We start from the raw sequence: 12,462 nt of genomic DNA on the forward strand, positions 1-12,462 counted from the left end.
GTGCGGGATCAGGAAACGGGTGCGGGCGCCGGCGCAGGGAGCACGCCCACGCCGGAGACGAGGTCGAGGGCGATGCTCTTGCCGCCGATCGTGACGGTGGGTACGGGACCGCTATAGGAGACGGCCGTTGCCAGGCCGCGGGCCTCGACGCCGTCCGCCCCCGTGTAGGAGACCTCGTTGCCGATCAGCGCGGCCGCCGAGGAGCGCATCTGGAGGTGGAAGTTCTCCTCGCTGACGCCGGTCATCTGCGTGATCTTCTCCATCATGGCCAGCTGCGTGGTCTGCGCGATCATCTCGTTGGTGTCCATGGGAGCGCTGGGGTCCTGGTTGCGGAGCTGGCTGACGAGCAGGGACATGAACACCTCGGAGTCCATGGTCTGCTTCCGGGTTCCGGTGGCCGGGGCCTCGGTGGGGGCGAAGGTCGCGGACGCGACGGGGTCGATGGGCATGGTGTCCTTCCGGGTCAGGCGAACAGATCGAGGGTGGAGGAGCCCGCGGCGGGGCTCGGGGTCCAGGGGGTGCCCTGCACCGGGCGGTGGATCGCTGTGGCGGCATGGCCGGACGGCTCGTCGCGCCGCTCGTCCCTGCGGTCCTCGGGCGTGCCGGTCCCGAGATCGAGCGATGCGGACAGGCCCGACGACAACGCCTCGCGCCGCAGGTCCGGCATGGCCTGCTTGAGGGCCTCGCGCCCGACGTCCGTGGAGGAGAAGAACTCGAGCCGCGTGCCATCCGGGGCGAAGCTGGCGCGGATGGTGATGGGTCCGAGATCGTCGGGTGCGACGGTGACGGTGATGGTGCTCGTCCCGCCCGGGGCGTCGGCCGCGGACTGGGCGAGCGCGAACGCGTGGCCGCCGAGTTGCTGCGGCAGGGGTACCGTGGCCGGTCGGACCGGAGCCGCTGCTGCCGCATCACCGGCTCCGACGACGGCGGCCCCGGACACCGGCGGCAAGGGCACGGGCAGTTCGGCGCGTCCGGGTGCCGGCTGCGGGGCCGCCCCGGCCTGCTCGATGATCCCGTCGGCGGCCGTTCCGTCACCGGCCTGGGTCGGCGTGCCGGAATCGGTGGTGTCCTGCATGCCGGCCACCGCTGCGGGGGCGTTCGCCTCGGGTGTGGGGTCGGATGCAGGCACGACGCCGTCCGCCGGAACGGTAGGAGCAGTAGGAGCAGTAGGAGCAGCTGCGACGCCTGGGCCGGTTGGAGCAGGTGCGGCGCCTGTGGCAGTAGGAGCCGCTCCGGCGCCCGTACCGGCGGAACCCGCCGTGGCACGAGAAGCCGACGACGACGCCGGGACGGTGTCTGTGCCTGCGTCTGTGGCTGTGCCTGTGCCTGTGTCTGCCGATGGCGCTCCGGTGTCCGTGCCCGACGTCGCCGCACCGGAAACGGCTGTTGCCCGCGGCGTCCCCGTTCCCGCGTCCATGACCGGCCTCGCCTCGCTGTTCTCCTCCGTCGGCACCGCGCCGGGGACCGTTCCCGGAATCGCCCGTGCAGGGGATACCGGGCCACCGGGTACGCCGGCATCGCCACTGGACGACGCTGCGGCTCCGGGGACGGTAGGGCCGGTGGTCGCCTCGACGGCAGGGGGGACCTCGGGACCCGGCGATGTCTGCGTGGCCGGTCCGTCCCCGTGCCCGGGCGCCGGGGCGGACGCTGCCGAGGCAGTGGTGACGCTCGACGTCATGGCTTCCGTGGATCCGGCACCTGGAACCACTGCTGCAATGACAGTGTCGGTTCCCTCCGCAGCGGAGGCTGCCGGTATCACCCTCGAGCCGGCGTCCGGGTCGTGGGGACGGCTCGTGGGACGGACACCGCCTGGGGCGTCGTGATCCGGGCGATTCGCTTCGGCATGCGCGGTCGGGCGAGCTCGGCTCACGGCCGGGCCCGAGCCGGGTCCGGCTGCCGTGCCCGCTGCAGGACCGGAGACACTGCCAGGAACAGGGCCGGAGGTGCGGCCGACAACCGGGGTGGCGGTGCGATCCGTCGCACGCCCCGCGGCGCCGCCCGCGACATCGCCACCACGGCCGATCCCGCGCTCGCCCGGGCGCTCCCCCGCATGCCTCCGGTACAGCTCGCCGAAGGACGACGCCGAGTGCGTGTCCCGGGATCCGGCACCCGGGCGCGACGGATCCGCTGCCGCGCGCGGAACGGCTGCCACGGGAAGCCCCTGCACGGGGGTCATCGCGCCATGCTCGCGAGGAAGGCCGCCTGGGCCGCGTAGGCCGGCTCGGCAGACTCCGGAGTTGCGGCAGCGCCGACCACCGGGGCCGCCACGGACGCGGCTCCGGCGGGAGCCGTCGGCAGGAGGCGGCGGATGGTGGTGATGTTCGCGTCGGTCTCCCACATGTCCCGGACCGCGACGGTCTTGCCGGGCTGCGGGGCGTCGATCGCCTTGCCTCCCCCGAGGTACATGGACACGTGGCCGCCCTCGAGGCTGAACAGCAGGTCGCCGGGCTGTGCCTCCGCGAGCGACGGGACGTGGGTCCCGGCGTTCATCTGGTCCCAGGTCACGCGCGGGATCTGGATGCCGATATCCGCGTATGCGCGCTGCACGAAGCCCGAACAGTCGAGGCCGGACGCGGGGTCGGTGCCTCCCCACACGTACGGGACGCCCTCGTAGGACCGCGCGGCCTCGATGAGCCGGGCCGCGTCCGCCGATGCCGGAACGGGTACAGGTGCGGTGCCTGCTCCGGCGACGGGCGCCGGGGAACCGACAGCGGGTGCGACGGCGGGCGCCGGGTCGACGGCCTCGGCGGCTGCAGCACCGGAAGCACCGGAGACACCCGCGAGTGCATCGGCGAACAGGTCCGCGGTGCTACTCGCCGGTGTTCTGGACGAACCTGCCGAGGTGCCGCCCGTCGCCGCCGCTGCCGGAGCGGCCTGCGCCCGCGCCGCCGGGGCGGAGAGCATGGTCAGGGTGGACTGGATCTGCTGGATGCGGCCTACCGCGTCGGTGATGGTCATGGTCTCTCCTCTGCACTGCGCCGGGCACTGCTGACCGAGGCGAGTTCGTCGAGGACACGCTGCTCGGCACCGATCAGCGCCGTCGCCTCCGCGTCCCGGTGGCGGTCCTCGAGTTTCTCGAGGCCCATGGTCGCCGCTCGAGCGGCGCGGTACTGGTCCTGCGCGCGGCACTGCTCACCCTGCAGCTGCTGCTCGAGAGCGTGCAGGTCGGCGAGCATGCTGCGGGCCGACGCCCGGGCCGCGGCCACCGCGTACAGCGACGCCGAGCCGGCGGGGCTGATGTCCGTGCCGTCGAGGGCGTCGCTGAGGTCGTCGGAGCGGGTGCGCGAAGCCCGGAGGCGTTCGTTCGCTGCCGCCAGGGAACCCGCGGCCTCTTCCTCCCGCAACTGGCGCAGCCGGAGCAGGCCCGCGAGGGGGAACTGTCGTGCCATCAGGAGACTCCCATCGATGTCGTGAGGCCGGCCAGGCGGTTCCAGGCGTCGTCGAACGGGGTCTGCTCGTCCATCCGCTGCTGCAGGAAGGCGTTGATGCCGGCCTCGTGGTTCAGGGCTGCGTCCACGAGCGGGTTGGACCCGCGGGCGTACGCACCGACGTCGATGAGGTCCTGGGCGGCTTTCCGTGCGGCAAGGGTCCTGCGCAGCACGGCGGCCACCGCAGCCTGCTCGCGCGTGGTGACACGGGATGCCACCCGGGAGATGGAGGCCAGCGGGTCGATCGACGGGAAGTGTCCTGCGACGGCGAGCTTGCGGTCGAGCACCACGTGCCCGTCGAGGATGGACCGCGCGGCGTCGGCGACGGGCTCGTTGTGGTCGTCGCCGTCCACGAGCACCGTGTACATGCCGGTCACGGAGCCTGCCGCGCCGGTCCCCGCCCGTTCGAGGAGCTGGGCGAGCAGCGAGAAGGTGGAAGGCGGGTAGCCGCGGGTGGCGGGGGGTTCGCCGACACTGAGGCCGATCTCGCGCTGGGCCATCGCCACCCGTGTGAGCGAGTCCATCATGAGCATGACGTCGGCGCCGCCGTCGCGGAACGCCTCGGCGATCCGCGTGGCCACGAACGCGGCGCGCAGGCGGAGGAGTGCCGGCTCGTCCGACGTCGAGACCACCACGATCGACCGGGCGAGGCCTTCGGCGCCGAGATCGTCCTCCAGGAAGTCCCTGACCTCGCGGCCGCGCTCGCCCACGAGGGCGATCACCGAGACGGCGGCGTCGGTGCCGCGGGCGATCATGGACAGCAGCGAGGACTTGCCGACCCCGGACCCGGCGAACAGCCCCATGCGCTGCCCGCGGCCCACGGTGGTGAGCGTGTCCATCACCCGCACGCCGAGCTGGAGGGGTTCGGTGATGCGGGTGCGTTCCAGCGCCGGCGGCGGGGTGTTGTCCAGCGACACCCATGCGACGTCGGTGAGCGGGCCGCGCCCGTCGATGGGCCGGCCCACGCCGTCGAGCACGCGGCCCAGGAGGCCCGGTCCCACCGGCACCAGCAGCGGGCCTCCCTGGGCGCGCACGGGCGCTCCCGCCTGGATGCCCGAGAGGTGGGCGTACGGCATGCAGCGCAGCCCGGTGAGCGAGGCGGCGACGACCTCGGCGTCGACGGTCCCGGAACCGGCTGCAGGATCGCCGATCGTGACGACGTCCCCGATGGCGCAGTCGAGGCCCACGACATCGACGCCGAGCCCCACGACGGAGGCGACCCTGCCGTACCGCTGCGGCGCGGCGGCGGCGAGTGCGTGCCCCACGGCGTCCTCGATGGCGAGGCTCATGCGGCCCCCCCGGCGGCCAGGGCGGACCGCACACGGGCGAGCGCCGTACCGAGGCACGCGTCCACATGACCGTCCGGGCACTCCGCGACGGCGTCGCCGCGCTGGAGAGAGGCATCGGGCACGAGGCGCACGGCGGCCGGGGTGTCCCCCGGGGTGAGCACGGCCAGGTCCGCGGGATGCAGGCGCACGGCACGCACCTCCACACCCTCCGCTCCCCGGAGGGCACGCGCGACGGCGGCACGCGCCGAGGACGGCCCGTCCTCCAGGGCACGGCCGAGCAGGGCCTCGGTGATGCCGACGGCGGCGTCGAGGATCCGGGTGCGTGCCTCGTCGATGACCGGGGCGGTCCGCGCGTCGAAGGCCCGCGCGGCCGTGTCCAGGACCCGCAGGCGCTGCGCGAGGACAATGTCCGCCTGCGCTCGGGCGGCGGCGTGCTCGGCGTCGAGCCGCGCCCGATGCTCGGCGAGTTCGGCGCGCGCGAGGGCCAGCCCGTCGGCGTACCCCGCGGCGTGGCCCTGGGCGACGGCGGCATGGTGCGCGGCCTGGCCCGAGCCGGGGCCGAGACGTGGGAAGGCGAAGGGTGCGAGGGCGTCAGTCGACATACTCGTCCTCGTCCCCGCGCTGGATGGTGATGGTGCCCTGCGCCTCGAGATCGCGGATGGCGCGCACCACCTCGGCACGGGCCTCCTCGACCTGCGACATGCGGACGGGACCGACGGCGCGGATCTCGTCGTCGAGGATCTCCCGGTTGCGCTCGGAGACGTTGGAGCGGATCACGGTCACCACCGCCTCGGCGGCTCCCTTCATCGCGAGGGCGAGGACGGCTGAATCGATCCCGCGCAGGACCTGCTGGACGTCGCGGCGCTCGAGGTGGACGATGTCCGCGAAGGTCAGCATGCGCGCGCGGACCTCCTCGGCCAGCACCGGGTCGCGGAGCTCGAGGCCGTCGAGCAGCGCACGTTCGGTGCTGACGTCCGCCCGGTTGATGATGTCGACGAGGGGCTGGATGCCGCCGATCGCCGTCGTTCCCCGGCGCGGAGCCGCGACGGCGCCGGCCCTGATCTTGATGGTGTCGGCCACGATGGACACGGCCTCCGGTGTCGCGGAACCCATGGTCGCGATGCACTGGGCCACGTCGGTGCCGGTGTCCTGGTTCAGCCCGGTGAGAACGGTGGACGCGTGTTCGGGCCTGAGGTGCGCCAGGACCAGGGCGATGGTCTGCGGGAGCTCGCCCTCGAGGACCGTCTGGATCTGGCCGGGCTCCACGCTGTCGAGGAACTCGAACGACTTGCCGGCCGCCGTCGAGGCCAGGCGCCCCACCACGCCCGCCGCGCGCTCCGCGCCGAAGGAGGACTCGAGCAGCCCGATGGCCACGTCCATGCCGCCGCGCGTGCGGCGCAGGCCGCTGGTGGTGATCTCGTGGAACTCCGCGAGCGCCTCCTGCGCCGCGGCGGGTTCCACCCGGCGCAGGCGCACGATCTCGGCGACGATCTCCTCGGCCTCGGCCTCGGACATCTGCTTGAGGACCTCCGCCGCCCGGTGCTGGTCCAGCTGCATGAGCACCATGGCCGCCTTCTGGGTCCCGGTCACGGCGGCGCGGGCGAGGGTGCTCATACGCTCTGCCTGTCATCCATCATGCTGCGCAGGAACTCGGCCGTCTTCGCGGGGTCCTGGGACGCGAGGGCCTCGACCTCCGCACGCATGCGCTCGAGGTCGGATTCCGCCGCCCCTGCCTGGAGAGCGGCCTGCACCGCGGCGACGTCGATCGTGGTGGTGCTCGGGGCCGGCTCCAGGGGGGTGAGCAGAGCGGGCACGGGATCGATCGCGGGGGTGCTGGGCGCCGGGATCGCCGGGTAGACGCCCTGCAGCTCCCCGAGGTCGAGCGGTTCGCGTCGCTGGCGGCGCGAGCGGCGTGCGTAGATGATGAGCGCCACGATGGCGACGAACAGGATGGCCGCCACGATGGACAGCGTCCGGATGAGGTCCGCCCGCTGCTGTGCCGCGGCGGCGGCCTCGGCCTCGGCCAGCGCATCCGCGGCGGCGTTGGCCCCGGCGTCGCTGAACGGCAGTTCCTCGACCGTCACCACGTCGCCGCGGGCTGCGTCCACGCCGGCGGCGCTGGAGACGACCGCGGTGAGCGCGGCGACGTCCATGTTGGCCGTGGCACCCCGGTTCACGGCGACGGAGATGGTCTGGCGGTTGATGCCGCCGGCGGGCACCGTGGTGGACTCCGTGGTCTTGTTCACGGCGTTGTTGCGTGTGCTCGTCTCGGAGTTGAAGGTGCCGTCGCCGTCGGCGCCGTCCTCCGGCACAGCGATGTTGTCCGGGCCGAGGACGCCGGCCCGGGCGCCTCCGGCGCCCTCGTATTCCTCGGTGGAGGTGGACTCGTTGAGGGCGGGAGCGTTCTCGGGCGTCGTGAAGGTCTCCTCGACGCGCTCGGCGCTCTCGCGCTGCATGTCCGCGGCAACGGCGACGGTCGCGTTGCCGACCCCGACCACGCGGTCGAGCATGGCCTGCACGGAGGCCTGGATGCGCTGCTCGTAGTCCGAGGCCTGCTGGTCGCTGCCGCCGGTGGCGCCGACGCCGACCGCGGACAGCACCCGGCCCTCGGAATCGATCACGGCGACGTCGGCGGCGTCCATGCGGTCGATCGAGGCCGAGGTGAGGTGCGTGATCGCCTGCACCTGGTCGCTCGAAAGGGTGGCGCCCGGGTTCGTCTGCACGAACACCGACGCCGTCGGCTTGCCCTGCTCGGCCACGAAGACGGTGTCCTCGGGGATGGCGAGGCGGACGGTCGCGGCCTTGACGCCGTCGATCGCGGAGACGGTCGCGGCGAGCTCTCCCTCGAGCGCCCGCTTGTAGGTGGTGGACTGCTGGAACTCGGAGGACGTGACCCCCATGTCGTCGAGCAGCGAGTAGCCGCCGGTGGAGGACGACGGCAACCCCGCGGAGGCCGCCTTGATCCGCTGGTCGTAGACGGCGGTCTCGGGGACGAGGATGGTGCCGCCACCCTGGGTCAGCTCGTACGGCACGCCGTCGGTCTGCAGCTGGTCCACGATGGTGCTGGCGTCCTCACCGCTCAGCCCCGAGAACAGCGGGGTGTAGGAGGGCTTCGAGAGCCAGGACGTGAGCGCGATCCCGCCGAGCACCAGCACGGCGACGCCGATGATGGCGATGGTGCGCTGGGCGATGGTGAAACTCTTCACGGCGTCACCCAGACGGGTGGCGGCGGTGGACAGGGGCGTGGGCATCAGGCCTGCATCCTCATGATCTCGTTGAAGGCGTCAACGCCCTTGTTCCGGACGGCCGCGACGAGCTCCAGCGTCACCTGGGCGCGCGTGGAGGCGAGGGTGGCGTTGTGGATGTCGGTGAGGTCACCGGTGACGGCCTGCACCGAGAGCGCGTTCGACGCCGACTGCAGGCCCTGGATGTTGTCCACGGCGGAGGTGAGGGAGGTCGCGAACCCCTCGCCGCCGGTGTCGGACACGGCGCCGGCGGACGGCAGGTAGGAGGTGGCAACGGGCTGGACGGCGCCGATGGCGGGGACGGGCATCAGGAGCGTCCGATCTGGAGTGCGGCTTCGTAGGTGGCTTTGGCGCGGTCGACGACGGCGGCGTTGGCCTGGTAGCCGCGCTGCGCCATGATGAGCTGCCCCATCTGGGCGCTCATGTCGATGTCGGGGTAGCGGACGTAGCCGTCCGCGTCCGCGAGGGGGTGGGTGGGTTCGTGGACCAGACGGCCCTCGGCACTGCCGAACTCGGTCCCGGCGACGTACGCGCCCTGTCCGTTCCCGTCGGCGCTCGCCGTGATGTAGCGCTGCTGGAAGGCGGCGCCGTCGGTCGAGGTGACCGTGTTGGCGTTGGCCATGTTGTCCGCGACGGCGTCGAGCCACTTGCGGTGCAGGGTGAGTCCCGTGCCGGAGATTCCGATGGCGTCGAAGGTCATCAGTTGGTCCTCAGTGCGGTGCGGATGCTGGTGAAGGGGCCCTCGACGGCGCGGGCCGCGAACTGGAAGCGCAGCACGGTGTCGATGTTGGAGAGGGTCTCCGTATCCATGTTGACGTTGCTGCCGTTGAGCCGGGTGGGTTCGAGGGAGGTGTCGGTGGTGGCCTGCACGCTGCCGTTGCCCATCGACACCGACCGCGCGAGGGCGTCCTCGAAGCTGACCCGCTGCGCGTGGAAGCCGGGGGTGTTGACGTTGGCGATGTTGTTCGCGGTGACGCGCTGGCGCAGGGCGAGCCCGTCGAGGGCACTGCGCAGGGCGAGCGAGGACACGGAATCGAGCACGGCGGCAGAACCTCTTCTTGCAAGGCTGAGCGGCCGATCCATGGCCTGGGGGTGAGCGATCCATGCTCACCGGGAACTATCGGTCGTGCCCGTGCCTGCCGTTAGGTACTCGCCGGTGGAACTTCAGCCCGTGACGTCGAGGTAGACGGCGGACTCCTGTGCGACTGTCGCTGCACGGACCGATCCGACGGCGCTGCGGTGGCGCCGCAGGGTCTCGGCGTCGGCGGTCAGGCGGGTGAGCACGGCCTGCTGGCGTTCGCTGATGCGCTGCGCACGCGGAAGGAGCTCGGCGGGGATGGGACCGTCGACCTGTGGCGGTATCCAGCCGGCGAGGACGGCGGTCTGACGCATGAGGTCGCCGGCCGCCGGGTTCCCCGCGTCGTCGAGCACCGAATCGGGCGCGGCCTCCAGTGCGGTTTCGAGCGCGTCGAGAACAGTGGTCCAGGCCGTGAGAGCTGCGGTAGTCATCGGACTGTCGGGATCAGCCGACACCGAGCACTCCGAGGGAGCGGGGCGCGTCCTGGCCCTGCTGGAACGCGGGAGTCTGGCCGGTTGGCTGCGTGTGACCGGTGCGGGCCGCCTCGTGCCACGCCTGACGCAGAGGCTCGAGGATCTCGGCGCACTCCGCGGTCTTCGCGCGGTCCCGCCGGGTGTTGGCCTCGACCAGGGTCTGCCGTACATAGGTATAGAGGGACATAAGGCCTGCCGCGCCGTCCCAGACGTCCGTGCGCAGCGAGGACATCAACTCGCCCACGATGTCCTGCGCGTGCAGCAGGTTCTCCGAGGCTTGCGTCCACTCCGCCGCCTCCTGGGCGGCACCGGCCCGCGCGAGGTCGAGCAGCAGGCGGTCGTAGAGCATGGTCAGTAGCCCCGCGGGGGTGGCCGACAGGACGGCGTCCTGCACGTACTGCGACCGCTTGGCCTGGTATCCGTTCATCTGCAGCATCTAGAGCCCGCTTCCGGTCGGGAGGCCTGCCAGCTGGGATGACAGCCAGTCCCCCTGTGATTGGAGTTGTGAGAGCTGGACCTCGAGTGCCGAGTAGGTGCGTTCGAGGGTCGCCCGGCGCTTCTCGAGCCGGGTGTCCCAGCCGGACACCTGGTCGTTGAGGCTGCGGACCGTCGATTCCTGGCTCTGGATCCGGCGCGTGAGTTCGCCGTCGAACTTGTCCGAGGCCGCTTTGCCGGCGTCCGCGACCCGCGCGGAGAGTTGGGCGAGGGCGTCCTTGACGACGGCCGGATCCTTCGCAAGCGCGGCGGCGAACTTCTCCGCGTCGAACTCCACGGTCCCGGAGCGGGTCAGCGTGATACCGAGCTCCGATGTGGACTTGCCGTTGATGGGCGCCGTCGCCGCCGTGAGCATCGACTGGGTGATCCCGCGGACGGCGCTGTCGCCCGTGAACCGGCCCGACGTCGGCGCCGCGCTGGCTGTTGCGCCCGGGGTGACTTTCGTATTGGCGTCCACGAAGGAGAAGACACCCCTTAGCGCGTCGACGAGCTCCTTCGCCTTCGTGGAGGCGGCTTCGGTGTCGCGGGAGACCGTCACGGACACCGGTTCGCTGGTGGTCTTGACGACGGTGACGGAGACGCCGGGGAGGATGTCCGTGAAGGTGTTCGACGACGACGTGATGGTCTGCTCGGCCGCCGTGCCGCCCCACAGGACCACCTCGGCGTCCTGCGCTGTGCGGACGGTGGCCGCGCCGGCCTCGGTGAAGAGGTCGGTCGCGGTGCCGGCGGCGACGTCGGCTGCGGTTCCCCGGAAGACCTCGAACCTGTGCTCGGCGCCGGGTTCCTGCGCGGTGAACTGGAGCCGGTACTGCTGCACGCCGGCGGCGTCCTTGCCGGCGCTGACCTTCGTGGCGGTGATGCCGACGTCGGCCTTGTTGACCTGGGCGACGACGTCGTCGAGCGTTCCGGTGGTGGCGAGTTCGGTGGTGGTGCCGTCCTTCGCCCGCAGGGTGAGCGTGGAGGCCTCCGTGGAGAAGGCCGTCATGGCCGCGGTGACGGAGGACTGGGACTGGGCGAGCTGCCTAACGGTGAAGTCGAGGGTGCCGGCGCCGGCGGAGGACGTCGCGGTGGCGGTGGCGGCATCGGAGCTGCTGGCGACCTTGTAGAGGTCGAGGGCTGCGGGCTTCGCGGTCTTCGTGGCGAGCTCGGTCAGGGAGCTCAAGCGGGTGTTCAGCTGCTGCAGGGCGGTGACGAAGCCCTGCGTCGAGGTGGCCTTGGCCTTGAGGATCGTCTGGGGGCGGGCCTCCAGCTGCATGAGCTGGTTGATCATGTTCGTGGTGTCCAGCCCGCTGGCGATGCCGTCGATGGAGAACGCCATGGGTCTACCTCTCGGGTGGGGCTGGAAGGTGCTGCTGATTCGACTGCAGGTTCATCTGCGAATTCCTCGGGGCTTTTCGCGGCGAATGCACGGCGGCGGGACCTCTCGGTCCAGGATCGGTCCCGCCACCGTGCACTCTTGCCTACGAACTCACCGCCTAGCGGAGGAGCTGAAGGACACCCTGGTTCATCTGGTTGGCCTGCGCGAGCATCGCGGTACCGGCCTGCGAGAGGATGTTCGAACGGGTGAAGTCCGCCATCTCCTTCGCCATGTCGGTGTCGGTGATACGGGACTTGGCCGCCGAAAGGTTCTCCTGCGACACGTTGATGCTGTTGATCGCGGACTCGAAGCGGTTCTGCGAGGCACCGAGCTCGGAACGAGCGGTGGACACCGCCGTAATCTGGTCACCAATAGCTTCGATTGCAGCCGTTGCACCGGCAGCGTCACTGAGGTTAAGCGTCCCAAGACCGGTCACGACGGTGCCAACGTTTGCGACCGTCAGGTCAACGGAGATGATGTCGGAAGCACCGTATCCCGCACCGACCTGGAAAGACATGGTGCCGGCCGTTCCCGCGCTGCTGTCAAGCAGCTTGATCCCGTTGAAGTTCGTCGAATCACCGATGCGGGTCAGCTCTTCAGTCAGCGCGGTGACTTCGGTTGTGATCGCCGTTCGAGCCTCGGTGTTGTTCGAATCGTTGCCTGCCTGGACCGCAAGGTCGCGCATGCGCTGCAGGATGCTGTGGACCTCGGTCAGCGCACCTTCAGCGGTCTGGACCACGCTGATGCCGTCCTGGGCGTTGCGGGCTGCAACTCCCAGGCCACCGATCTGCGAGCGCAGGCCCTCGGAGATCGCCAGACCAGCGGCGTCGTCGGCTGCACGGTTGATGCGGAGACCGCTGGACAGCTTCTCGAGCGACTTGGACATATCGCCCTGGGTGCTGGAGAGGTTGCGGTATGCGGTGTTGGCCGCGGTGTTGGTGTTGATCTGGAAACCCATGATGTATTCCTCCGTGAAAGGGTTGCTATCGCAGGCCCATCCATGGGCCTGCAACCGTAGCTATCGGAAGCGGTCCCACGGAGTGTTAGGAATCCGTCGAACTTTTTTTCCGTGCACGTGAAGCGGCGTGGTCAAACTC

At 71.1% G+C, this 12,462-nt stretch carries 15 protein-coding genes; all 15 read right to left on the reverse strand.

The window, feature by feature from the left end:
* Positions 1-8: 8 nt before the first annotated feature.
* The 15 genes from AC4D2F_RS14365 to AC4D2F_RS14435 all read right to left on the reverse strand — a co-directional run bounded on the left by AC4D2F_RS14365 (position 9) and on the right by AC4D2F_RS14435 (position 12,323).
* The gene (locus tag AC4D2F_RS14365) at positions 9-449 is read right to left on the reverse strand and encodes a flagellar hook assembly protein FlgD (RefSeq protein ID WP_490911133.1); all 441 of its coding nucleotides are present in this window, start codon (positions 447-449) and stop codon (positions 9-11) included.
* Positions 450-463: 14 nt separating this feature from the next.
* Positions 464-1,129, reverse strand: a complete 666-nt coding sequence (locus AC4D2F_RS14370) for a flagellar hook-length control protein FliK (RefSeq protein ID WP_490911134.1) — start codon at positions 1,127-1,129, stop codon at positions 464-466.
* Positions 1,130-2,172: 1,043 nt separating this feature from the next.
* Positions 2,173-2,958 carry a C40 family peptidase gene (locus AC4D2F_RS14375; protein WP_490911135.1) on the reverse strand — a complete coding sequence of 262 codons (786 nt, stop codon included), beginning with the start codon at positions 2,956-2,958 and terminating at the stop codon, positions 2,173-2,175.
* On the reverse strand, positions 2,955-3,389 hold the full coding sequence (locus AC4D2F_RS14380; protein WP_490911136.1) for a flagellar export protein FliJ: 435 nt from the start codon (positions 3,387-3,389) through the stop codon (positions 2,955-2,957). The genes AC4D2F_RS14375 and AC4D2F_RS14380 overlap by 4 nt, the downstream gene beginning before the upstream one ends.
* Positions 3,389-4,717, reverse strand: a complete 1,329-nt coding sequence (locus AC4D2F_RS14385) for a FliI/YscN family ATPase (RefSeq protein WP_490911138.1) — start codon at positions 4,715-4,717, stop codon at positions 3,389-3,391. Before AC4D2F_RS14385 ends, AC4D2F_RS14380 begins: the two co-directional genes overlap by 1 nt.
* Complete coding sequence (locus AC4D2F_RS14390; protein ID WP_490911140.1) at positions 4,714-5,319, reverse strand: FliH/SctL family protein; 606 nt, start codon at positions 5,317-5,319, stop codon at positions 4,714-4,716. The genes AC4D2F_RS14385 and AC4D2F_RS14390 overlap by 4 nt, the downstream gene beginning before the upstream one ends.
* Positions 5,309-6,331 (reverse strand): flagellar motor switch protein FliG, encoded by a 1,023-nt coding sequence (fliG, locus tag AC4D2F_RS14395; protein ID WP_104166937.1) that lies wholly within the window; start codon positions 6,329-6,331, stop codon positions 5,309-5,311. The genes AC4D2F_RS14390 and fliG overlap by 11 nt, the downstream gene beginning before the upstream one ends.
* On the reverse strand, positions 6,328-7,968 hold the full coding sequence (gene fliF / locus AC4D2F_RS14400; RefSeq protein ID WP_104166939.1) for a flagellar basal-body MS-ring/collar protein FliF: 1,641 nt from the start codon (positions 7,966-7,968) through the stop codon (positions 6,328-6,330). The genes fliG and fliF overlap by 4 nt, the downstream gene beginning before the upstream one ends.
* Entirely contained in the window at positions 7,968-8,270 is a 303-nt protein-coding gene (gene fliE, locus AC4D2F_RS14405; protein ID WP_490911142.1) for a flagellar hook-basal body complex protein FliE, read from the reverse strand. Before fliE ends, fliF begins: the two co-directional genes overlap by 1 nt.
* Entirely contained in the window at positions 8,270-8,662 is a 393-nt protein-coding gene (locus tag AC4D2F_RS14410) for a flagellar basal body rod protein FlgC (RefSeq protein ID WP_490911144.1), read from the reverse strand. Before AC4D2F_RS14410 ends, fliE begins: the two co-directional genes overlap by 1 nt.
* Positions 8,662-9,003, reverse strand: a complete 342-nt coding sequence (locus AC4D2F_RS14415; RefSeq protein WP_104166945.1) for a flagellar basal body rod protein FlgB — start codon at positions 9,001-9,003, stop codon at positions 8,662-8,664. Before AC4D2F_RS14415 ends, AC4D2F_RS14410 begins: the two co-directional genes overlap by 1 nt.
* A gap of 123 nt (positions 9,004-9,126) precedes the next feature.
* Entirely contained in the window at positions 9,127-9,471 is a 345-nt protein-coding gene (locus AC4D2F_RS14420; RefSeq protein ID WP_490911146.1) for a hypothetical protein, read from the reverse strand.
* Positions 9,472-9,484: 13 nt separating this feature from the next.
* Complete coding sequence (gene fliS / locus AC4D2F_RS14425; protein WP_490911148.1) at positions 9,485-9,949, reverse strand: flagellar export chaperone FliS; 465 nt, start codon at positions 9,947-9,949, stop codon at positions 9,485-9,487.
* The gene (gene fliD, locus AC4D2F_RS14430) at positions 9,950-11,326 is read right to left on the reverse strand and encodes a flagellar filament capping protein FliD (RefSeq protein ID WP_490911149.1); all 1,377 of its coding nucleotides are present in this window, start codon (positions 11,324-11,326) and stop codon (positions 9,950-9,952) included.
* A 157-nt stretch (positions 11,327-11,483) separates the two neighbouring features.
* Positions 11,484-12,323, reverse strand: coding sequence for a flagellin N-terminal helical domain-containing protein (locus tag AC4D2F_RS14435; RefSeq protein WP_490911150.1), 840 nt, complete (start codon positions 12,321-12,323; stop codon positions 11,484-11,486).
* Positions 12,324-12,462 lie beyond the last annotated feature (139 nt).

The organism is Arthrobacter sp. TJ-263, assembly GCF_058269155.1.

Coding starts and splice junctions, on each gene's coding strand:
- AC4D2F_RS14365 (WP_490911133.1), bottom strand. CDS start 449: ATGCCCATCGACCCCGTCGCGTCCGCGACCTTCGCCCCCACCGAGGCC.
- AC4D2F_RS14375 (WP_490911135.1), bottom strand. CDS start 2,958: ATGACCATCACCGACGCGGTAGGCCGCATCCAGCAGATCCAGTCCACC.
- AC4D2F_RS14380 (WP_490911136.1), bottom strand. CDS start 3,389: ATGGCACGACAGTTCCCCCTCGCGGGCCTGCTCCGGCTGCGCCAGTTG.
- AC4D2F_RS14385 (WP_490911138.1), bottom strand. CDS start 4,717: ATGAGCCTCGCCATCGAGGACGCCGTGGGGCACGCACTCGCCGCCGCC.
- AC4D2F_RS14390 (WP_490911140.1), bottom strand. CDS start 5,319: ATGTCGACTGACGCCCTCGCACCCTTCGCCTTCCCACGTCTCGGCCCC.
- fliG (WP_104166937.1), bottom strand. CDS start 6,331: ATGAGCACCCTCGCCCGCGCCGCCGTGACCGGGACCCAGAAGGCGGCC.
- fliF (WP_104166939.1), bottom strand. CDS start 7,968: ATGCCCACGCCCCTGTCCACCGCCGCCACCCGTCTGGGTGACGCCGTG.
- fliE (WP_490911142.1), bottom strand. CDS start 8,270: ATGCCCGTCCCCGCCATCGGCGCCGTCCAGCCCGTTGCCACCTCCTAC.
- AC4D2F_RS14410 (WP_490911144.1), bottom strand. CDS start 8,662: ATGACCTTCGACGCCATCGGAATCTCCGGCACGGGACTCACCCTGCAC.
- AC4D2F_RS14420 (WP_490911146.1), bottom strand. CDS start 9,471: ATGACTACCGCAGCTCTCACGGCCTGGACCACTGTTCTCGACGCGCTC.
- fliS (WP_490911148.1), bottom strand. CDS start 9,949: ATGCTGCAGATGAACGGATACCAGGCCAAGCGGTCGCAGTACGTGCAG.
- fliD (WP_490911149.1), bottom strand. CDS start 11,326: ATGGCGTTCTCCATCGACGGCATCGCCAGCGGGCTGGACACCACGAAC.
- AC4D2F_RS14435 (WP_490911150.1), bottom strand. CDS start 12,323: ATGGGTTTCCAGATCAACACCAACACCGCGGCCAACACCGCATACCGC.